Source organism: Nitrincola sp. A-D6 (assembly GCF_000764495.1).
Lineage (GTDB): Bacteria > Pseudomonadota > Gammaproteobacteria > Pseudomonadales > Balneatricaceae > Nitrincola.
In genome coordinates this window covers 48575-68271 of the sequence record NZ_JRLB01000038.1, presented here as the reverse complement: position 1 = coordinate 68271, position 19697 = coordinate 48575, and the positions used below count along the sequence as shown (strand labels likewise).

The following is a 19697-nucleotide window of genomic DNA, read 5'->3' as shown; positions in this document are numbered from 1 at the left end:
GGCACTACCTTTAAGGCCAGACTTCAGTGAATTCTGGTTGATCCTGTGTGACTAGTTCTTGCCTGCAATAATGACATTATACTGTGCAACTACGCCGTAGGGCGGTTTATGTGGTCGAATGATACTACACCCGAGTGTAGTCCCATTGGGACGACTCTGCGGAAAACTCAATGAGGAATCAACACCAATCATATATCCCTCTGCCAACTCAAGCGTGTTGCTCAGCACGCTATTGGCAGTTACCAGACTGCATGCGTTCAGGTAAGTGTCCGGATCAACAAGAACGCAACGTGACGAGGTTGCATCATGCTGATCCAGAGCACAGGCAGCATAATTGATGGACATGGCCGAACTGATATTAGCTGCCGATTCCATGATTGCCGCATTCTCTGCCTCAGTCGAAAAATCAATAAAGCGAGGCAGAGCTACTGCACTGAGTATGCCCAGTATGACAATCACCACAATTAACTCTATCAGAGTAAGTCCCTGCTGTTTTTCCATAACATAGATTCCATGTGATGAGTCAATTTATGCTTTTACTGCCAGCGTATCACTGTGAATTCAGCAGTTTCTGTCACACCGGTGGCGCTTAGTGTACAAATAGCTGAATTACCGTTTGCAGCGGGTGGTGTTTCGCCGGTTTTAAGGGCACCAGTATATTTTGTAGTATCCAAATCCTGCGTCAGTACATTGTTTACTTCAGCAAGAGTACAGTCAGCTACATCTTCACACTCACTTTTACCTAGAGTGCAAGCGGCATAGTTGATTGACATAGCAGAAGAAATCGCCGCCGCATTGGCGGATAATGCGGCCTCTTCGGCATCACCGGAAAAATCAATGAATCGTGGTAAAGCGACAGCACTGAGGATGCCGAGGATCACGATCACGATGATCAGTTCAACAAGGGTAAAACCGGATTGCGCTTTCATAGTATTGCTCCTGTAGGGGACATGCTTGATAAGTTTGAAGTAAATTAACAATCGTCCGTGTTTTTGCTGATATCGGGCCGACCGCCGGTTGTATCCGGGGCACTGTACTCAATACGGCAGTTGGGTATGCCATCTAACTGAATTTGCACCGTTGCACCTGGACCTGTGCCGCCTCCAATGAAGGAAAAACGTGGAGAAAAATCGTCAAATAATGGTGTGATTTCTGAATCCTGCGCGCGCGGATAGCCCCAGCGGGTCAAAATAATATCATCGCCGGTGCAGCCCGCTGTTGAGCTTGCAGTATCTCCAGATTCCAGGCCTACGCAGCCAGCAGCAGCGGTATGTGTACCACCAGCCGCCGACTTGGCAAAGACAATATTGGCACCTGAACGCAGTGCACTGGTGGTTCCGTCAATCACGGCAACCCGTGCTTCGCGCTGTAGTGATATGAATTTGGGAATGGCAAACGCGGCCAGAATACCCAGAATCAGGATCACAATGACCAGCTCGATCAAAGTAAAACCTGTTTGATTTTTTGTTTCTGATATTGGTTTCATCCCATGACTCCTTGAGCAATTATTGATTAGTTTACAGCATCAAATGAATGAATTTGCATGTCGTACATCATATATTTCGATATAATCAGCATCCTTGTGTGTGTTTAATAACCTGAGGTTGCTCTGTCGGTTGATGCGGTGGTCGATAAACTACAGCACAGTCGGAAAGATTATCCACCCGTGCATCCAGCCACTGTCCATCAGTAGATAAATGCCAACGCCCTGACAGCCCATCAAACAAGCGCGCGACATTGTCGATACTTACAATCGCAGGGTAGCCATAGCTCACCTGGATACTATTCCCCTGACCCAGTCCATAGCTGACCAATTGATAGTCCGGATTGCCTAATTCGCCAATAGCACTCGTCTGCATGTAGGTCATTTTTCCGGCCAGCTGCAACGACTGAGCAAAATTGTCGACTAACAACCGACGTGCCTCTGTTTGTAGCCCCATGATACGTTGTATGCCCGCAGCGGCCAGCAGACCAATCAAAATCACCACCAGCGCCAGTTCAAACAGGCGGATGCCGTTGCTGTAACGGTTTTCCTGTGCCATGTCTCAGCGTCCGGCCAGCTGGGTCAGATCCCACATGGGCAGGAAAATCCCCAGAGCCAGAATTAATACAATAATGCCGACAGCGACGGTAAGAATGGGTTCGATAATGCTGGATAGATTATCGATATCATAAGCCACTTCGCGGTCATAAAAATCGGCAACCTCCAGCATCATCGCATCGAGTTGCCCGGTCTCTTCACCGACAGCAACCATCTGTAGCACTACCGGTGTGAATATCTGAGTGGATGCGGCGGTACGTAAAACGGAGTCACCTCGCTCGATACCACTTTGCATGGATAACACTTTTTCGGTGATATAGGCATTACCGGTTGTGCCAGCAACACCAGCCAGTGCCTGAGTGATCGGTACTCCTGACTGTAAGGCTACGCCGAACGCCCGGACAAAGCGCGCAATAGTGGCGCGCAGAAGAATGTTGCCTATTTTGGGCAGCTTCAATTTGCTTCTGTCCCACAGGTAACGCCCGCGTTCTGTGTTGCTCCAGTAGCGGAAAGCGACAATGCCAAGCCCTATAGCAATCAAAATCTGCAGCCACCATTTTGTGGCAAAGCCTGATACGGCAAGAATGATGATAGTCGGCAGGGGCAATTCCATTTTGACACTATCAAAAACCTGGGCAAAGGCGGGAATGACTACCGTGGTCAGTACGCCGATGGCAATGACAATGGCAATGATCACAAACATGGGGTAGCGGGTCGCGGACTTGATCTTGTTAGCTGTGTCCCGATCACGGGCAAGGTAATCGTGCATCGTCAAAAAAACCCGGTCCATCTGGCCGGTCAGTTCACCCACCTGTAGCAGGCTGATATACAAGGTGCCGAAGACTTTACGGTGCCGCCCAAAGCTGCCGGCTACATCACGGCCACCCTCCAGATCACGGCTGATCTCACGTAAAATTTCACCCAGTCGTGGATTAGACATGGAATCAGACAGACGACTGAGTCCCTGAATTAACGGTACCCCCGCTTTGGTAATACTGTACATCTGGCGGCTAAAGAGTATCAGCTCATCCAGTGTGATTTTACGAGGTGGCATGAGCTTGTTGATCTGATCACTAAGGGACTCACCCGACTCAGATGCTGCCGGGCGTATATCCAGTGGGATCAGACCGCTACTGAGCAGCTGGGTAGCGGCTGCTTCAGCGGTGTCGGCTGTAAGCCTGCCTTCCGTTACCCGCTCCTGGCCGCGTCTGGCTCGATACTGGAATACAGCCATATTTTACTCCCCACCACCGGGTTCAAGCATGACAGATTCGCCGGCAACACGAATCACCTCTTCCAGGGTGCTAATGCCTTCAGCCGCCAGATCAAGGGCACTTTGACCCAGGGTTTTAAAGTCCGGACGAGAATGAGCCAGGTGGTGAAATTCACTGGTGTCACTGCGACGCAGGGCATCAGCCAGTTGTGTATCAATTTCCAGAAATTCAAAAATACCAACCCGGCCCTTGTAGCCGGTATTGTTACACTGCATGCAGCCCTTACCTTTGATATAGCTGCTGCCTTTGAATTTCAGCTGTGGATTGCTTTTTAGCCAGGCTTGTTCGTTGGCATCCGGTTCATGGGGCTCTGAGCAGTTGTCGCAGACTTTACGAATCAGTCGTTGTGCCAGCACGGCTTGTAATGAGGTGGCGACCAGGTAACCTGCTGCACCCATATCAATCAGGCGGTTCGCTGTGCTGACCGCGTCATTGGTGTGCAGGGTTGAAAGCACCAGGTGACCAGTCATGGCGGCACGCAGCCCGATTTCAGCGGTTTCCTGATCGCGCATCTCCCCGATCAGAATTACATCCGGGTCCTGACGTAATGCGGTGCGCAATACACCCGCAAAAGTCAGACCTATTTTGAAATTGACCTGCACCTGATTAATCCGCTGCATTCGGTATTCAACCGGATCTTCAATAGTAATGATCTTGCGTTCGGCGCGGTTCAGCTCGGCAAGAGCTGCATACAGCGTGGTGGTTTTACCACTTCCGGTTGGGCCGGTCACTAACACCATGCCATGCGGCTTGTGTATAACCCGTTTAAAGCGGGTAACCAGCTCGGTGGGCATGCCGGTGTGATCCAGATTAGTTACACCCTGAGATTGATCCAGTAAACGCATCACCACGGACTCACCGTAAATAGTGGGCATGGTGGATAAACGCACATCGATGGCGCGATCTTTGACGCGGATGTTGAAACGGCCATCCTGAGGCATACGTTTTTCCGAAATATTCAACCCGCCCATCAGCTTCAATCGGGAAACCAGCGCCGGTGCGATGCGCTTCTCCTTCATGATCTGCTCTTGCAGCACACCATCGATACGCTGGCGCAGGCGTAACACGTTTTCATCCGGTTCAATATGGATATCTGACGCTTTGACCTGAATGGCATCCTCAAACAATGACTGCAGCAGGCGAACTACAGGCGCATCTGTGACATCAGCTCCGCGAGCCAGTTGTGCCAGGTCAAAATCACTTTCTGCCAGTTCTTCACCCAGTTCTTCAGCAATGGAGCTGATTTCATCCGTGCGACGGTACATGGAATCAAAGGCATTGAGTACATCAGTTTCACGCACAATCGCTGTAGATACTGGGCGTTTCAGTAGCCGACTGATTTCATCCTGGATAAATATATCGGTTGGGTCCGACAAACCTACCAGCAGGCCATCCGGTTTATCTTCCAGCACTATGGCACGAAAACGTCGAGCCAGAGTTTCTGGCAGCAGTTTGACCGTAGCGGGGCGCAGTTGAAAATGGCGCAGATCGACGTAGGGGATTTTTAACTGCTCTGCCAAAAAGTCCATTAGCCCCTGTTCATTGATAAAGCCGAGTGTAATCAGCATGCGTCCCAGGCGGGTGCCGGTTTTTTTCTGTTCCGCCAGGGCTTTATCCAACTGGGCCGGGGTGATGACTTTCTTTTCTACCAGCAGGTCACCCAAGCGAATTTTCTGACGGCGTGGTGCAGCAGTCTGTGCAGTTATGTTGGCCTGTTCTGTCATGGCTCGCTCCTGCTGTGTTGAGTCTCAGCGTATGGATCAAGCGTCAGCGTGTGTGACTGCATAATCACTTTTTTAGCATTGTTTTTGGCCAGCGTTACGGAGCCATTATTGATTTGCAATATGGTGTAGCCATCCACTTCATCGCCCGCGGAAACTGGCTGGTTGTTGATGACAGCATAGGCCCCGCGATTACCCGTCAGAATGGCTTGCAAATGCAGGCGTGCCTGAGCCTCTTGTGCGGGCGTTAACGTTTGTGCATAACTGAAAGGCCGCAAGGGATCAGCAAAATTTAAATTACGGTCCTGTGCAGCCAAAGGGGTACCGAAAAAGAGGCACAAGCCGAATAAATAAGTGGAAAAAACTTGTTTACACACGTAGCCAGCCCTCATCCAGAGTCAGCGTATACAGTCGCAGACGAAACAGTGTATCTGGATACTTGTCACTGAGAACTTGCACTTGCTCCCAACTGATGACCCAGGGCAGTTCGCTGAGCATATCAAGGTAGCGTACCAAACCATGGTAGTTGCCGGTCAGCTCCAGCTCTACACCGCGCCGATAAACACCGGAGGCAACCTCTTCCGGTAGATCGGTTTGCTCTGTGTCTGTATCGGCTTCTGCATTACTATCAGGATCTGTTTCAGGTGCTGAAAAAACGATCTCAGTAGGAAGGCTCCGTAATGAGTGCAGGCTAACGCCTTCGGTAACGCCAACCAGTGCTCTGAGTGCACTGTTCATTTGATCGGGTGAAATGAAACGGGCAAATTCCTGGTCAAGGGCTTCACGTGCATGCAGGACTTCCGCTTCCAGGTAGGTAGCGCGCTCACGCAGTGCAATGTTTGGATCAGCCGACAGGCTCTGAAGTAATTCAGTCTCCTGTGTTTTGAGTGTATTCAGCTCTGCGTGCTGACTGGTGAGCCGTTGTGTTTGCTGCACTATCTCACGGCGGTCTGGATCAGTAAGCAAGGTGTCTGTTAGTAGCAGTACAATCAGTAGCGCGACAGCCAGCAGGATGCTGCGCTCACGTAACGAACGTTTTTCAATTTGCTGAGAGATTTGAACCCAGATTTTCATGGTGTGCTCCCTCCGTTGTCCAGGGAGCAGCCCTGAGTCTTGCACCCCGCTACCAGCCTGAAGGTTAGTGCGGCTGAATCGTCTTCACCGACATCACTGCCAGGCTGATTGATTTCCAGTGTGTGGAATACAAGACCTGTAAAAGCAGGTTCAATGCCCAGCAGATCAATATAAATGGGTAGCAGTTCGGCATTCATTACTCGACCTTGCAGCAGGATGTCCTGCCCCAGGCCTGCCAAATGAATGCCCGTAAGCCAGAGGCCGTCGGGTCTTTGGCGTGCCAGACCTCGCAGGAACTGTTCAGGATCTGCTGCGTCCAGTGGAATCAGTGCGGTTTCACGTAAAGCGCGCAAGTGACGTATTTCGTTTTCCAGCCGACGTGTGTGTTGTAACAGTCTGGGGTCTGCTTCTGGGCGGGTCATTGAGGCCAGTTCTGTCACTGTCTGACGTTGCTGATTCAGTTGAGCTGTCAGTTGCTGATTGTCCTGCTTTAAGCTGTTAAGTGAGTAGGCTGTCCAGCCGCTATAAAGCAGCATCAATAACAGTGCCACAGCGATAATGACAAGCATGTGTCTGGCGGTCAGCTGCTCACGCTTTTCATGCAGATCACTCTGATAAAGATTGACTTCCTGGCGTTGACTCATTGGCTCAGTCTCCCAATGAGTCCACCCCAGGCTAGCGGAGCAAGGTCGGGCTGAATGAGGTTTTGCTGGTTAGTATTTTGCGGCATATCTACCCGTGCCGCTTTGATACCCAGCATGTTAGTCACGGCATCCGGAAGCCAGTTGAGCTGACCGCTGCGATCAAGAAAGTGTAGCTGTCGGACGGGTGACTGACCAAAATGGCTATCGTAATAGTCCATGGTCCGCTGTACTTCGAGTGAGAACTGGTCAACGAGCTGTAGTTGTTGCATTTCGTCATCAGTTATCAGGCTGTTCAGGCCCAGGTTGATAACCCGGGTGATATAAAACTGGTCATTGCGACAGATATACAAGCGACTGTCATTGGGGTGGAAATGCACGATGCCTAGAGTGTCATTGGTTTGCAGACGCTGCTCCACAAGGTTACGCATCGCCAATTGAGCTATATCGATATAGGTGGGTCTGAGGCCAGCATCCCTGATGAGTTTGACGCGCTTTTCCAACAAGCTTCGTCGTGTAACAGCCACGAATAACTGGTTGGAGTGGCCATGGCGCCCTTCAGGAACTTCAAAAATATCACTGATGGCATCGGTTACCGGGTATTCCAGGTACTCCTGAAGCTTCCAGTGGGTAGCGGCTTTCAGGTCGGTATCAGGCACATCGGGTTTATCCATCTGGATCAGCTCAAAGGCTTCCTGTTCCAGCGTCAGTATGACGCCAGCATGCTGTAAACCCAGTTCATTAACCCAGTTTTTTAATATTTCCAGGACTTGCTCGGGAGATTGTGTGACTTCTTGTAAAGAGTGCGTCAGGCTGAAAGCATCAGGGTGGCCGGCTGGATTAGCCTGCACAAGGCATAGGGAATCACGGCTGATGCACAGGCCAGCGCGATCGGGTGTTTGCTTTACATTCCTGAGCGAGTTTATCCAACTGAGCAAGGTGTTGCTCCCAAATAGTGTCCGGTGTGCTTTCCTTGCTGATAAAATACAACCGCACTGATTTCCTGAGAGCGGACCTTTTCACTGGATGGTAAGTGTTCGATTTGATGCTGATGTTACAACGGGCTGTAGATTACCGTATGAATTTCGCTTTAAACATGATCTTTGTCAAGTAGATAACCTATTAACATGAGGTAATACATGTTTCAAAAATAGTCACGATAGTGTTGTAGTTCTTCAGCCGTCAGAATAAATACGCCATTTCCACCCTTTTCAAACTCAGCCCAGGTAAAAGGAACTTCCGGGTAGGCTTCTATTAAGTGTGCTTCACTATTGCCGACCTCAACGACTAGTAAGCCGTTGTCGGTTAAGAAATGGCTGGCTAATTGCAATATACGTCGTGTTATGACCAACCCATCTATACCCGATGTAAGCGCCATTTGTGGCTCATGCTGATACTCTTTGGGCATGTTGGTAAAATCTGCATGATCTACATAGGGTGGGTTGCTGACAATCAGATCGTAACGCTTACCGTCAAGGTTATTAAACAGGTCACTTTGAATTGTGGTTACCCGGTGCGTAAGTTCATGGCGTTTAATGTTTTTTTCTGCAACAGCCAAAGCGTCAGAGGAAAGATCTACCAAGTCAACCTGTGCCTCAGGAAACAGATAAGCGCAGCCGATGCCGATGCAGCCACTGCCGGTGCAAAGATCCAAAATCTGCTCAACAGGGCCAGGTCTGAGCCAGGGTGAAAACTGATGTTCTGTCAGTTCGGCAATTGGCGAGCGTGGAATCAGTACACGCTCATCTACATGAAATGGCATACCCATATACCAGGCTTCACCGGTGATGTAGGGTAGGGGCAGGCGTTCTTCAGTACGGCGGCGAATGAATGTGAGAATACGTTGCTTTTCGGAACTTGTCAGGCGCGCATCCAGTACTTCCGGGCTGGCATCCCAAGGCAGGTGCACAGCATTTAACACCAGTTGTACAGCTTCGTCCCACGGGTTATCGGTACCATGTCCGTAAAACAGGCTGGCCTGCTGGAAGCTACTCATGGCCCAGCGAATATAATCGCGCAGTGTGTGAAGTTCACTGGCTGGGTTATCTGTTTGAAAAGTCATGCACTGGGTTACTCTGGCTGCTATAGTTTTGCCTGAGGAGTTTACCTTAAACTCAAGTGTTGGCGCGAGCCTGGTTCATCTGCACAGCGATTTTTTTCGGTGCAGAATTTAATTGTAATAGAGTCGATATTGAGGTGGATTGATGTGGGTGGATTCGGTCACGGACTGGTTGGCGAAATTATCGATTGAGCCTACAGCACTGACGCAGTTGATCGTTGCGTTAAGTCTTATTGCCATTGCAGCGATTGTGACGCACTTTATTCTGCATCATTTGGTTCGTCGTATCATGGTGCGTTTGGCTGGAAGTGCGCAGCATATCTGGAACCGTGCACTTTTCGAAAAACAGCTTTTCAAGCGTCTGTCGTTTATTGTCCAGGCACTGATCGTACAGGTTCAGGCACAACACTGGCTGGAACCGGGTTCTGTATCCTTATTACTCATCAATAGCCTTACCCAGCTGTGGATTCTGATTTTCAGTGTGTTGGTGTTGTTCGTGATACTGGATGTGTTGCTTGAGCTGTCTCAATATAATCGTGCAACCCGAGAGCTGCCGTTGCGGGGTATCTTTCAGGGAATTAAGTTATCTGCGACCTTGCTGGCTGCTGTAATTGCCATTTCCATTCTGATTGGTAAGTCCCCACTGATTCTGTTTAGTGGTTTGGGTGCCATGACGGCGGTTTTGCTACTGGTGTTCAAAGATCCCCTGATGGGCTGGTGGCTGGTATACAGTTGTCTGCCAATAAGATGCTATCTGTGGGTGACTGGCTGGAAATGAGCCGTTATGGTGCTGATGGTGCTGTGGTTGATATCAATCTGACAACGGTGAAGGTACAGAACTGGGATAATACCATCACCACCATACCCACCTATGCGCTGATTTCCGACTCATTCAAAAACTGGCGTGGTATGCAGGAGTCCGGTGGCCGACGTATCATGCGCGGTGTACGGATTGATGTTAGTAGTGTGCGCTTCCTGACGCCGCAGGATATCGAGGCGTTACGCAAATCTAATTTATTGAATAGCTATATTGAACAGCGCCTGGCTGAAGTCGAGCGTTACAATACCGAACATGATCTGGATCTTAGCAGCCCGTTAAATGGCCGGCGTTTGACTAATATAGGCACTTTTCGTGCCTATCTGGCCGCTTATTTGAAAACCCATCCGCGAATTCATCAGCAGATGATCTTGATGGTCAGACAGCTTGAGGCCACGAGTGAAGGGGTGCCAATTCAGATATATGCTTTTACCAATACGACAGCCTGGGTAGAGTATGAGGGTATTCAGGCCGACCTGTTCGATCATGTGCTGGCGGTGATGCCGGTATTTGGTTTACGTTTACATCAATCCCCTACTGGACATGATATACGCCAGATAAAACTGTCAATTGACAAGGATGGTTTGCCCGGCGTAGATGCATGATTACGTGACTTTAGTCCTGAGTTTTGTATATCCTTAGGCTTATTAAGTAAGTGCTTTTACACCCTTGGAGCTATGCCCCGTGAGCAAGATTGCTATAACACACGATGATCAGGGATTGCCTGTGCTGATGGCGCGGCAGGCGATCTATACCAAAAGTCAGGATGTGGCAGCTTACGAGCTGTTGTTTCGAGATGAACAGGGTAATTTTGTCATGGGGTTAAAAGATGACGATGCAACGCTGGCTGTGTTGGTTAACTCCTATGCATCTTTTAGTAAGGATACTAAAGCACAACTACCCTTTTTCCTGAAGGTGACCGACAAAGTATTGCTGGATGATGAACTTCCTGATTTTCCAAGGCATTTGTTTGTGTTGGAGCTATTGGCACATACCCGGGTTACACAGGCGTTAATAGACCGTCTGGTACTTTTGGCCGGACAGGGCTACCGGTTGGCGTTGTCAGGTTTTGATCCTTCGGATACCAAGTTACACCCCTTGCTTAAGGTGGTGCATGTGTTGAAGCTGGATATTCAGTTGATTGGTTTGAGCAGAATCCCTGCGTTGGTACAAAAACTGAAGCCTTTTAATCTGGAATTACTGGCGGATAAAGTTGAAACTCAGGATGAATTTCGCCAGTGTCTGGAGATGGGGTTTGCTCTTTATATGGGTTATTTCCTCAGTAAGCCCGACTTGGTAAGAGGTAAAAAACTTCCAGGAAACAAAATGTTGCTACTGCAGGTTTTGAAGGAATTGCAGAGTGAACATGCAACAGCGGAGTCCGTTGAGCAGATAGCATTAAAAGATCCTGAGCTGACTTACAAAATCTTGCGTGTGGTTAACTCGGCTGCGGTTAATTTACGCCGTGAAGTGAACTCCCTCTCACATGCTATAGCACTTCTGGGGATGGACCAGATACGCCGTTGGGTAATGCTGTTTCTGGCCAAAAATGATAATGGCAAACCCACTGAATTAACACGAAATATGCTCATACGAGGGCGGATGTGTGAGTTGTTGGCGGAGATGCTGGAATACCCGGCACCCATGGAGTGCTTCATTGTGGGTTTGTTATCACAGATGGATGTGATGATGGATATGGAGATGGATGTGCTATTAAATGAAGTGCCGCTTCAGCACTCGGTTAAGGACGCTTTAACCAAGCGGGAAGGGCAGGCAGGTTTGGTTTTGAGCGAAGTTGAAATTTATGAGCGTGGTGAGTTTGCGCAGCTGAAGAAGCTGCTGCCTTCACAGTTTTATGAGGTTGCTTATCGTCACAGTCTCAAGTGGGCTGAGCAGGTGCTTGAAGCCTTGCAATAAGGCGTCTCCATATCAGGAGGGATGTTTTCACACCCCTCCACTCCGCTTAATCCAATTGACTAAGGTCCCTGACCGCACCCTTATCGGCTGAAGTCACCAGCTTGGCATAGGCCTTAAGTGCTGAGGATACCTTTCTGGGACGTTGCATTGCTGGCTTCCAGCCAATAGCATCCTGCTCCACACGGCGTTTGGCCAGCTCTTCGTCAGACAAGAGCACATTGATACTGCGGTTAGGAATGTCGATACAGATAGGATCACCATCTCTGATCAGTCCTATGGCACCACCTGCGGCTGCTTCAGGCGAGACATGGCCGATTGACAGTCCGGAAGTGCCACCGGAGAAGCGTCCGTCTGTCAGCAGGGCGCAGTCCTTGCCCATCCCTTTGGATTTCAAATAAGAGGTTGGGTAGAGCATTTCCTGCATGCCTGGGCCGCCTTTGGGGCCTTCATAGCGCACGATGACGATGTCACCGGGTTTAACCTTGTCCTGCAATATATGCTCAACCGCCTGATCCTGGGATTCTGTGATATGTGCAGGACCCTCAAAGCGCAGGATCGAGTCATCCACACCCGCGGTTTTAACCACGCAGCCATCTTCAGCGATATTGCCGTATAGCACGGCCAGACCACCTTCGAGCGAAAAGGCATGTTCGAGGTTGCGTATGCAGCCATTTTCGCGGTCACCATCCAGTGTCGGCCAACGCGTGGATTGACTAAAGGCTGTCTGGGTGGGGATGCCCGCAGGGCCCGCTTTGTAAAACTCCATTACGGCTGCCGAGGGGTTGCGCATGATATCCCAGGTCTCCAGTGCTTCAGCCATGCTGTTGCTGTGTACGGTTGGGAGGTCGCTGTGCAGATTGCCGGCACGATCCAGCTCGCCGAGAATGGCAAAAATACCCCCGGCACGGTGCACGTCTTCAATATGGTATTTGGGGGTATTGGGCGCTACTTTACACAACTGCGGTACATGCCGGGAGAGTCGATCAATATCCTTCAGAGTAAAGTCGATCTCTCCCTCCAGCGCGATCGCCAACAGGTGCAAGATGGTATTAGTGGAACCGCCCATGGCGATGTCCAGTGACATGGCATTTTCAAAGGCTTTGAAGTTGGCAATAGAGCGTGGCAGAACGGAATAATCATCCTGCTCATAGTGGCGCTTGGCCAGTTCAACAATACGGTGACCGGCTTCTTCAAACAGGCGACGACGATCACTGTGGGTAGCCAGGGTGGTGCCGTTGCCTGGCAGTGACAGCCCCAGTGCTTCGGTCAGGCAGTTCATTGAGTTGGCGGTGAACATGCCGGAGCAGGAACCACAGGTGGGGCAGGCTGAGCGCTCATATTCAGCGACCATTTCGTCAGAGGCTGAGTCATCAGCGGCAATGACCATAGCATCGACCAGATCCAGCTTGTGTTCGGAAAGTTTGGTTTTGCCAGCTTCCATCGGGCCACCAGAGACAAAAATGACCGGGATGTTAAGGCGCATGGCCGCCATCAGCATCCCTGGGGTAATCTTGTCGCAGTTAGAGATACAGATCAGTGCATCGGCACAATGCGCATTAACCATGTATTCAACAGAATCGGCAATAATATCGCGTGATGGCAACGAGTAGAGCATGCCGTCATGGCCCATGGCGATACCGTCATCGACAGCAATGGTATTAAACTCTTTTGCTACACCACCGGCTTTTTCCACTTCCCGGGCAACCAGTTGCCCCATGTCTTTCAGGTGCACGTGACCGGGCACAAACTGGGTGAAGGAGTTGGCAATGGCAACGATGGGTTTGTGAAAATCATCATCTTTCATGCCTGTGGCGCGCCACAGTGCACGGGCACCTGCCATGTTACGACCGGCGGTAGACGTTCTGGAACGATACTCTGGCATTGAGGGGTCCTTTGGATCGGATGGTTAAGTCTAATATTGTTCGAGTATATCAGATTCTTTGTGGCTGTCAGGCTGCCGAACGGATGACCTTGAACAAAAAACACAGGCGTTCTATGCTGCTTGCCTCCACGTCCAACAGAAGCGTTGCGCCCTATGACAATAAAAATTGATAAAAAAATAATTCGTCAGGATGCCTTTCTGCGAATCTGCATGAAAACCGGTATTCCGCTCAGTATTATCGCTGTTATCAGTCTTTGGACAGGTCAGTATGCTGGTTCAGCCGCACTGGGTATGCTGTTTATTGTGTCGGCGTCTCTGGCCATTGTGATCGGCTTGGCTTACAACATTCGTTTTGTGATGCTCTCCATTCGTGAGGCAAAGCGTCAGCAAGCTGAACAGAATAACAAGTCCTGAATTGAAAAGGTGGCGGTTTTGTTAATCATCAGTTCATTTCTATTAGAGTAAAGTGTGGCTGTTGCTGAGTTTCGGTAACATACAATCAGAAATACCGGAGGAGCCCTATGTGCAGGGGTCGAAGTGTTTTAGCTGGATACCCGCTGACAGCGTTGTTGTTTTGTTGTGTCTTGTTGGCTTTCCCGTTGATGGCTGAACCCGTCACCAGTCTGAAGCAGGCATCGGAAATTGCCTTGGAAACGTTTGCTGGTCAAGTGGTTAAGGCCGAAGAAACAGAAGTAGACCATAAACCTGTGTTTTTGATCCGCATCGTCAATGATGGGCGGGTCCGGGATGTGATGATCAACCCTGAAGACGGTGAGATACTTAACCCTTGAAAGGAACCTGGTATGAAAGCATTAGTGGTTGAAGATGATTTTAATCTGCGTCGTCAGCTAAGCCTTCAGTTAACCGAAAAAGGCTATACCGTTGAGGAGTGTGAAGAAGGTAAAGACGCCTTGTTCCTGGGGATGGAATATGAGTTCGATATTGCCGTCGTTGATCTGGGTCTGCCGGGTTTGTCGGGTCTGGATGTGATTAAAGGCTGGCGTGAGGCTAACCGGGATTTCCCAGTGTTGATTTTGACTGCTCGTGGCCATTGGCAAGATAAAGTAGAAGGCCTTGAAAGCGGTGCTGATGACTATTTGGTTAAGCCGTTTCAGCCAGAAGAACTGACAGCGCGCCTTAATGCATTGGTGCGTCGTGCGGCAGGCCATGCTAAACCCAGACTGACCTTTGGGCCCTTGATGTTGGATACGGTGAGCCGTGTGGTGCGGTTGCATGATGAGGAAGTGCGCTTAACCAGTTATGAATATCGCACGGTTGAGTATCTTATGCTGAATGCGGGTAAGACCATCTCCAAGACGGAGTTGACTGAGCATCTTTATCATCAGGATTTTGACCGTGACAGTAATGTGCTGGAAGTGTTTATCCGCCGTTTACGGCAGAAGCTGGATCCGGATCAGCAGTTACAACCTATCCTGACAGTCCGTGGGTTGGGCTATCGATTTAATCCGGAACTGAAAGACGCCTGATGCGTCAGCTATTGCCTCGTTCACTCAAGTCGCGCTTGTTTCTGGCCTCGTTGGTGGTATTGCCACTGATTATTGTGGCGGCTGTGATGATACTGCAACGAGCTCACTACGATAGCTTAGTCGCGTCTGAACGCTCTCAAGCGCAGCTCCAGGTCTATCTGTTACTGGGTTTAGCCGAACTGGATGGCGGAGAGCTTAAGCTGCCTGAGTTGTTACCTGAGCCGGGATTTTCACAGACGGGTTCCGGTGTTTACGCTTTTATTAGTAATGATCGTGAGCAGTTGTTGTGGCAGTCAGACTCATCGACACTCTTGCCCGCTGCTCAAGTAACCGAAGTACTGGGCAGTATTCCATCCCCTGGTCAGGTGCCATTTCGCTACTTGGCAGACAGTAATCTCTATCTGCTGCAATATCCGATAATCTGGGAAGGCCCTGGAGAAGAGCGCTTTTTTATGATTTCTGTATTACGCAGTGATGAGCGTTTACGCGAGCAGATGCGGGCTTTCAGTGCTCGGCTCTGGGGGTCTCTAATGGGGGTGTTGGTGTTAGCGCTGAGCATGCAATACCTCATTTTACGTTGGGGCTTGCGCCCCCTTGGGCGTTTGGCGGCTGATTTGCGCCACATAGAGAAGGGTGAGTCTGATAGTCTTTCTGGCAGCTATCCGCGTGAAGTGCAACCTGTGACTGAAAATCTTAACCAGCTGATTTTAACTGAACGTCAGCAGCGTGAACGCTATCGCAACACCCTGGCAGATTTGGCTCACAGCCTTAAAACCCCCTTGGCTGTTATTACCGGCGCCAGTTCAGAAAACCTGTCTCCTGAAGCGTACCGTAAACTGGTGGAAGAGCAGAGCCAGCGTATGGACCAGATAGTGCAGTATCAGTTATCACGTGCGGTTAAATCCAAAGGGGGATTGGCGGCTAAGCCGGTACTGGTCAGGGCGCTGGTGCAACGGGTGGCCGACGTACTCATCAAGGTGTATACCGAAAAATCGATACAGATTGATAACCGGGTAGAGGATAACGCTCAGTTTTATGGCGATGAGCGTGATTTGATGGAGTTGCTGGGTAATCTGATGGAAAATGCCTGTAAATACGGTTTGGCCCGTGTGCAGGTCACTTCATCCTCAGTTCGCAGCGGTTTGCTGCTGCTGGTCGAAGATGATGGCCCGGGAGTGCTGCCAACCCAGTCCAAGGTGATACTGGAGCGCGGTCAGCGCATTGACAGATCCATTTCCGGACAGGGTATTGGCCTGGCTGTGGTGGTAGATATACTCAGTAGTTACGATGGTGCCCTGGAAGTGGATAGCTCTCCGGAACTCAAGGGAGCCAGGTTCCGGATGTTGTTGCCTATACCGACTTGAATCAAAGCGACTTAAAGAACACCTTGGAGTTGCGTTGGAAGTTATACAGGGCCTTTTTTTCACCTGGCAGTGCATCCAGCGAGGCTTCTTTGAAGCCGCGTTCAATGAACCAATGAGCGGTACGGGTTGTGAGTACAAAAAGCTGAGTGAGCCCTTGTTCGCGCGCCTGTGTTTCGAGAGAGGTAAGTAAGCGATCACCTCGCTCGCCACCTCTGTAATTGTTATCAATAGCGACGCAAGCGAGCTCACCGGTCTGCTCTTCATCGAAAGGATAGAGCGCCGCGCAGCCGATAATGGCACCATCACGTTCGATCACGGTAAAGCGTTCAATTTCGGTTTCCAGTCGCTCTCTGGAACGACGCACCAGTATGCCTTTGGCTTCCAGTGGCGCTATCAATTCCAGTATGCCGCCAACATCGTCAATGCCAGCGGTACGTATCTGCTCATAAGACTCACGCACCACCATGGTGCCGGACCCGTCGCGGGTGAGCAGCTCGGCGATAAGTGCCCCGTCACGTTGATAACTGATCAGGTGGCAGCGAGGTACACCTTCCTCACAGGCTTCGGCAGCCGCTTGTAACAGGCGTGCGGTTTCTGTGTGTGCCTGCGATGGATCATCGAGACTGGCCAGATACTGGCTGACCCAGCGTTTGGCGGTAGCGGCCAGCAGCTCACTGCGCAAGTCACCATGGCTGTCGGTAATACCGGCTTCGCTGCCAAACAGAATCAGTTTGTCCGCGTTCAGCGCCGTAGCTGTTCGTGTGGCGACTTCTTCGACCGACAGATTAAATACTTCTCCGGTGGGCGAAAAGCCTAGATTAGAGATCAAGACAATATTGTTCAGATCCAGTTGTTTGCGAATAGCCGCATGGTCGACGCGACGCAGTTCACCGGTATGCCCCAAATCAAAACCATCGACAACACCAGCGGGTCGTGCGGTCACGAAATTACCACTACAGACACGGATTCTGGCGCCATGCATCGGTGTATTGGATAAGCCCATGGAGAAGAGTGATTCAAGGCGTGTACGTAGCACCCCAGCAGCTTCAATGGCACACTGCAAGGTGGTGGCATCGGTAATGCGCTGATGGTGGTGCAAGCGGGTGGGCAGGCCTAAGGCTTGCAACCGCTCTTCTATCTGCGGGCGGGAACCGAATACCAGTACCAGACGTACGCCGAGGCTGCTCAGCAACGCAATATCATGGACAATATGAGTCAGATTGGGATCGGCGAGGGCTTCTCCGCCAATCATCAGCACAAAGGTCTTGCCGCGATGGGCATTAATATAGGGAGATGAATGTCTGAACCAATCGATATACTGGTTGCTATTGTCTTTACTCACACTGGAACCTGATTATTATCCGCCGTTTATAAACACGAAAGTCTGCCAATATAATGCAGACTTTCGTGGTTCAGGTCTATCAGCTTAAACGCAAATGCCGCCTTAAAGGAAGATGGCACTGAGAATAAAGAAGATCACAATCGATAAAAAGGCACCAGCTGGCAGGGTAACGATCCAGGAAATAAAGATAGTGCCGATAATACGCAGGTTGAGTGCGGCCATACCTCTGGCAAGGCCAACCCCCAGCACCGCGCCTACCAGGGTATGGGTGGTGGATATGGGCAGGCCTGTTCCGGAAGCCACCACGACGGTAGCGGCCGCCGCCAAGGTGGCGGCAAAGCCCCGGCTGGGGGTCAGTTCAGTAATGTTCTGACCGACTGTGGCAATCACCTTGTGGCCATACATGACCAGTCCGGCAACAATACCGATACCACCGAGAAGCAGTATCCAGGCGGGCATCACCGAACGGGCCGCGACTTCTCCCCCTGATTGTACTACCCCGACAACAGCGGCCAGCGGACCTACAGCATTAGCGACATCGTTGGAGCCGTGTGCAAAGGCCATAGCGCAGGCGGTAAACAGCATGAGGATGCCGAAAATCTTTTCAACATTGGTAAAGTGAAAATCCTTATCGTCAGCGGCTGAATACTTGACCTTGCGGATCATCAAAATGCCGATGAACATGGCGATAAAGCCACCACAACCGAGGCCATGCTGCTTTCAAAAAAACTCAGGTCCAGGCCTACATGCTTCAAACCTTTGGTGAAGGTCACCATGGAGATAATGAATCCGACCAGGAATATATAAAAGGGCACCACGCGTTTGGCGTTAGAGAAGGGGTCGTCGGTGCTAAGGATCAGGTACTGCACACTGCGGAACAGCCAAAAGGAGATAAATCCGGCGGTCACAGGTGAAATCACCCAGCTGGCAATAATTGTCCAGATTTTATTCCATTGCACTGCATCCACGGATATACCTACAGCGGCAAACCCTACGATGGCACCAATGATTGAGTGGGTTGTTGAAACCGGCCAGCCGAAATGGGTAGCAATCAGCAGCCAGATACCGGCTGCCAGTAGTGCGGACATCATCCCGAAGACCAGCAGGTCAGGAGAGTCAGCTAATAATCCGGCATCGGTAATACCACTGCGGATGGTTGATGTGACTGCACCACCTGCCAGATAAGCACCGGCAAATTCGAAGATGATAGCGATAATAATCGCCTGTTTCAGGGTGATGGCCTTGGAGCCGACCGATGTGCCCATGGCGTTGGCCACGTCGTTGGCACCGACACCCCAGGCCATAAAAAAGGCAAAGAGGCAGGCCAGAACAATCAGAATTGTGCCGTGTTGTGCTAATACGTCCATAACGTCTCGCGTATATTCAGGTTAGCGGGCTAGCAATAGTTGCAGTCGGCTGCCGACATGCTGTGCGTAGTTGGCAAGATCACCTATGTCATCAATGATGCGATAGAGGAAAATCACATCAACGGCGTACATATCTCGCTCAACGGCAAATAACGAGGTGCGCAGTTTTCGCTCCAGTTCGTCATTCTCATGTTCAAGGCGGTCGAGCTCATCGATCAGCTTTTCTACCACTTTGACTTCATGTCCGCGAAATCCTGCCGCCAGAAGTTCATCCAGCTCATTCAGCGCAATCACCGCCTGCTCAGTCGTTTGAATAGCGGTATCAAGAAAGTTGACCATTTCGGCCTGAATGGTTTCGGGTATCTGCATTTTGCGTCCCAGCATCATGCCGGCGATATCCTTGGCGCGATTAGCGACCTTGTCCTGCATGCGTAACAGGTCGAGCAGATCCGTACGGGGGACAGGAAGAAACAGGTTGCTGGGCAGGTTCTGACGTATGGCACGCTTCATATCATCGGCTTCACCTTCAATAACGGCGATGCGATGCTGCACGGCGGCGGCGGTATCCCAGTCATTGTTGAGTACAGCTTCAAGAAAAGGTTTGAGTTCAGCGGCCGCTTCCTGGGCTTTGGCAATGTGCTCCTGCATTGGCTTGAACGGCGATCGGGCAAACATTTGCAGGATCGGGTTGTTGCTCACCATAAGGACTAA

General features: G+C 50.5%; 21 protein-coding genes and 1 pseudogene. 7 read left to right on the top strand and 15 right to left on the bottom strand.

The features are described from left to right. Positions 1-51: 51 nt before the first annotated feature. From LH51_RS24180 to prmB, 11 genes are all read right to left on the bottom strand, one after another. The gene (locus LH51_RS24180) at positions 52-501 is read right to left on the bottom strand and encodes a type II secretion system protein (RefSeq protein ID WP_052063562.1); all 450 of its coding nucleotides are present in this window, start codon (positions 499-501) and stop codon (positions 52-54) included. A gap of 35 nt (positions 502-536) precedes the next feature. Then, positions 537-929 carry a prepilin-type N-terminal cleavage/methylation domain-containing protein gene (locus LH51_RS24175; protein ID WP_036521176.1) on the bottom strand — a complete coding sequence of 131 codons (393 nt, stop codon included), beginning with the start codon at positions 927-929 and terminating at the stop codon, positions 537-539. Positions 930-973: 44 nt separating this feature from the next. Then, positions 974-1486: a prepilin-type N-terminal cleavage/methylation domain-containing protein gene (locus tag LH51_RS24170; protein WP_052063561.1), complete on the bottom strand. Its 513-nt coding sequence runs from the start codon at positions 1484-1486 to the stop codon at positions 974-976. A gap of 85 nt (positions 1487-1571) precedes the next feature. Continuing rightward, complete coding sequence (locus tag LH51_RS07595; RefSeq protein ID WP_036521175.1) at positions 1572-2042, bottom strand: pilus assembly FimT family protein; 471 nt, start codon at positions 2040-2042, stop codon at positions 1572-1574. A gap of 3 nt (positions 2043-2045) precedes the next feature. Continuing rightward, a complete protein-coding gene (locus LH51_RS07590) occupies positions 2046-3275 on the bottom strand; it encodes a type II secretion system F family protein (RefSeq protein ID WP_036521172.1) in 1230 nt (409 codons plus the stop codon). A gap of 3 nt (positions 3276-3278) precedes the next feature. Continuing rightward, positions 3279-5039 (bottom strand): GspE/PulE family protein, encoded by a 1761-nt coding sequence (locus LH51_RS07585; RefSeq protein ID WP_052063560.1) that lies wholly within the window; start codon positions 5037-5039, stop codon positions 3279-3281. Next, on the bottom strand, positions 5036-5353 hold the full coding sequence (locus tag LH51_RS07580; protein ID WP_144244208.1) for a hypothetical protein: 318 nt from the start codon (positions 5351-5353) through the stop codon (positions 5036-5038). Before LH51_RS07580 ends, LH51_RS07585 begins: the two co-directional genes overlap by 4 nt. A gap of 52 nt (positions 5354-5405) precedes the next feature. Then, positions 5406-6110 (bottom strand): hypothetical protein, encoded by a 705-nt coding sequence (locus LH51_RS07575; protein ID WP_036521167.1) that lies wholly within the window; start codon positions 6108-6110, stop codon positions 5406-5408. Continuing rightward, positions 6107-6754, bottom strand: a complete 648-nt coding sequence (locus LH51_RS19010; protein ID WP_052063559.1) for a hypothetical protein — start codon at positions 6752-6754, stop codon at positions 6107-6109. The genes LH51_RS07575 and LH51_RS19010 overlap by 4 nt, the downstream gene beginning before the upstream one ends. After that, on the bottom strand, positions 6751-7689 hold the full coding sequence (gene pilM, locus LH51_RS07565) for a pilus assembly protein PilM (RefSeq protein WP_160173696.1): 939 nt from the start codon (positions 7687-7689) through the stop codon (positions 6751-6753). Before pilM ends, LH51_RS19010 begins: the two co-directional genes overlap by 4 nt. 206 nt (positions 7690-7895) lie before the next feature. Beyond that, complete coding sequence (prmB, locus tag LH51_RS07560; protein ID WP_036521163.1) at positions 7896-8813, bottom strand: 50S ribosomal protein L3 N(5)-glutamine methyltransferase; 918 nt, start codon at positions 8811-8813, stop codon at positions 7896-7898. Between the two features lie 142 nt (positions 8814-8955). Here prmB and LH51_RS22415 point away from each other — a divergent pair, with 142 nt between their 5' ends. The 3 genes from LH51_RS22415 (at position 8956) to LH51_RS07550 (ending at position 11544) form a co-directional block, all read left to right on the top strand. Continuing rightward, complete coding sequence (locus LH51_RS22415) at positions 8956-9588, top strand: hypothetical protein (RefSeq protein WP_235263601.1); 633 nt, start codon at positions 8956-8958, stop codon at positions 9586-9588. Further along, positions 9543-10232: a mechanosensitive ion channel family protein gene (locus tag LH51_RS22410; protein WP_235263600.1), complete on the top strand. Its 690-nt coding sequence runs from the start codon at positions 9543-9545 to the stop codon at positions 10230-10232. Before LH51_RS22415 ends, LH51_RS22410 begins: the two co-directional genes overlap by 46 nt. A gap of 79 nt (positions 10233-10311) precedes the next feature. Continuing rightward, positions 10312-11544 (top strand): EAL and HDOD domain-containing protein, encoded by a 1233-nt coding sequence (locus LH51_RS07550; RefSeq protein WP_036521159.1) that lies wholly within the window; start codon positions 10312-10314, stop codon positions 11542-11544. Between the two features lie 46 nt (positions 11545-11590). Here the strand turns inward: LH51_RS07550 and ilvD are convergent, their stop codons facing one another. Then, a complete protein-coding gene (ilvD, locus tag LH51_RS07545) occupies positions 11591-13426 on the bottom strand; it encodes a dihydroxy-acid dehydratase (RefSeq protein ID WP_036521153.1) in 1836 nt (611 codons plus the stop codon). 153 nt (positions 13427-13579) lie between these two features. Here ilvD and LH51_RS07540 point away from each other — a divergent pair, with 153 nt between their 5' ends. The 4 genes from LH51_RS07540 (at position 13580) to LH51_RS07525 (ending at position 16277) form a co-directional block, all read left to right on the top strand. Then, a complete protein-coding gene (locus tag LH51_RS07540) occupies positions 13580-13840 on the top strand; it encodes a hypothetical protein (protein WP_036521148.1) in 261 nt (86 codons plus the stop codon). Positions 13841-13947: 107 nt separating this feature from the next. Then, a complete protein-coding gene (locus tag LH51_RS07535; protein WP_081960723.1) occupies positions 13948-14217 on the top strand; it encodes a PepSY domain-containing protein in 270 nt (89 codons plus the stop codon). 12 nt (positions 14218-14229) lie between these two features. Further along, on the top strand, positions 14230-14913 hold the full coding sequence (locus LH51_RS07530) for a response regulator transcription factor (RefSeq protein WP_036521144.1): 684 nt from the start codon (positions 14230-14232) through the stop codon (positions 14911-14913). After that, the gene (locus tag LH51_RS07525) at positions 14913-16277 is read left to right on the top strand and encodes an ATP-binding protein (RefSeq protein ID WP_036521141.1); all 1365 of its coding nucleotides are present in this window, start codon (positions 14913-14915) and stop codon (positions 16275-16277) included. Before LH51_RS07530 ends, LH51_RS07525 begins: the two co-directional genes overlap by 1 nt. Before the next feature lies 1 nt (position 16278). Here LH51_RS07525 and argA read toward each other — a convergent pair whose 3' ends face one another. The 3 genes and pseudogenes from argA to LH51_RS07510 form a co-directional block, all read right to left on the bottom strand. Beyond that, the gene (gene argA, locus LH51_RS07520; RefSeq protein WP_036521139.1) at positions 16279-17619 is read right to left on the bottom strand and encodes an amino-acid N-acetyltransferase; all 1341 of its coding nucleotides are present in this window, start codon (positions 17617-17619) and stop codon (positions 16279-16281) included. A gap of 102 nt (positions 17620-17721) precedes the next feature. Next, a pseudogene (locus LH51_RS07515) lies at positions 17722-18986 on the bottom strand (inorganic phosphate transporter). A 21-nt stretch (positions 18987-19007) separates the two neighbouring features. Then, positions 19008-19688 carry a TIGR00153 family protein gene (locus LH51_RS07510; RefSeq protein ID WP_036521138.1) on the bottom strand — a complete coding sequence of 227 codons (681 nt, stop codon included), beginning with the start codon at positions 19686-19688 and terminating at the stop codon, positions 19008-19010. Between the last annotated feature and the right edge of the window lie 9 nt (positions 19689-19697).

What these genes read in the sequence shown, in the direction of transcription:
- LH51_RS19010 (WP_052063559.1), bottom strand. Translation starts at nt 6,754, where the DNA reads ATGAGTCAACGCCAGGAAGTCAATCTTTATCAGAGTGATCTGCATGAA.
- LH51_RS07530 (WP_036521144.1), top strand. Translation starts at nt 14,230, where the DNA reads ATGAAAGCATTAGTGGTTGAAGATGATTTTAATCTGCGTCGTCAGCTA.
- LH51_RS22415 (WP_235263601.1), top strand. Translation starts at nt 8,956, where the DNA reads ATGTGGGTGGATTCGGTCACGGACTGGTTGGCGAAATTATCGATTGAG.
- LH51_RS07510 (WP_036521138.1), bottom strand. Translation starts at nt 19,688, where the DNA reads ATGGTGAGCAACAACCCGATCCTGCAAATGTTTGCCCGATCGCCGTTC.
- LH51_RS07540 (WP_036521148.1), top strand. Translation starts at nt 13,580, where the DNA reads ATGACAATAAAAATTGATAAAAAAATAATTCGTCAGGATGCCTTTCTG.
- LH51_RS07535 (WP_081960723.1), top strand. Translation starts at nt 13,948, where the DNA reads ATGTGCAGGGGTCGAAGTGTTTTAGCTGGATACCCGCTGACAGCGTTG.
- LH51_RS07590 (WP_036521172.1), bottom strand. Translation starts at nt 3,275, where the DNA reads ATGGCTGTATTCCAGTATCGAGCCAGACGCGGCCAGGAGCGGGTAACG.
- LH51_RS07595 (WP_036521175.1), bottom strand. Translation starts at nt 2,042, where the DNA reads ATGGCACAGGAAAACCGTTACAGCAACGGCATCCGCCTGTTTGAACTG.
- LH51_RS24170 (WP_052063561.1), bottom strand. Translation starts at nt 1,486, where the DNA reads ATGAAACCAATATCAGAAACAAAAAATCAAACAGGTTTTACTTTGATC.
- LH51_RS24180 (WP_052063562.1), bottom strand. Translation starts at nt 501, where the DNA reads ATGGAAAAACAGCAGGGACTTACTCTGATAGAGTTAATTGTGGTGATT.
- LH51_RS07575 (WP_036521167.1), bottom strand. Translation starts at nt 6,110, where the DNA reads ATGAAAATCTGGGTTCAAATCTCTCAGCAAATTGAAAAACGTTCGTTA.
- prmB (WP_036521163.1), bottom strand. Translation starts at nt 8,813, where the DNA reads ATGACTTTTCAAACAGATAACCCAGCCAGTGAACTTCACACACTGCGC.
- LH51_RS07525 (WP_036521141.1), top strand. Translation starts at nt 14,913, where the DNA reads ATGCGTCAGCTATTGCCTCGTTCACTCAAGTCGCGCTTGTTTCTGGCC.
- LH51_RS07585 (WP_052063560.1), bottom strand. Translation starts at nt 5,039, where the DNA reads ATGACAGAACAGGCCAACATAACTGCACAGACTGCTGCACCACGCCGT.
- LH51_RS24175 (WP_036521176.1), bottom strand. Translation starts at nt 929, where the DNA reads ATGAAAGCGCAATCCGGTTTTACCCTTGTTGAACTGATCATCGTGATC.
- ilvD (WP_036521153.1), bottom strand. Translation starts at nt 13,426, where the DNA reads ATGCCAGAGTATCGTTCCAGAACGTCTACCGCCGGTCGTAACATGGCA.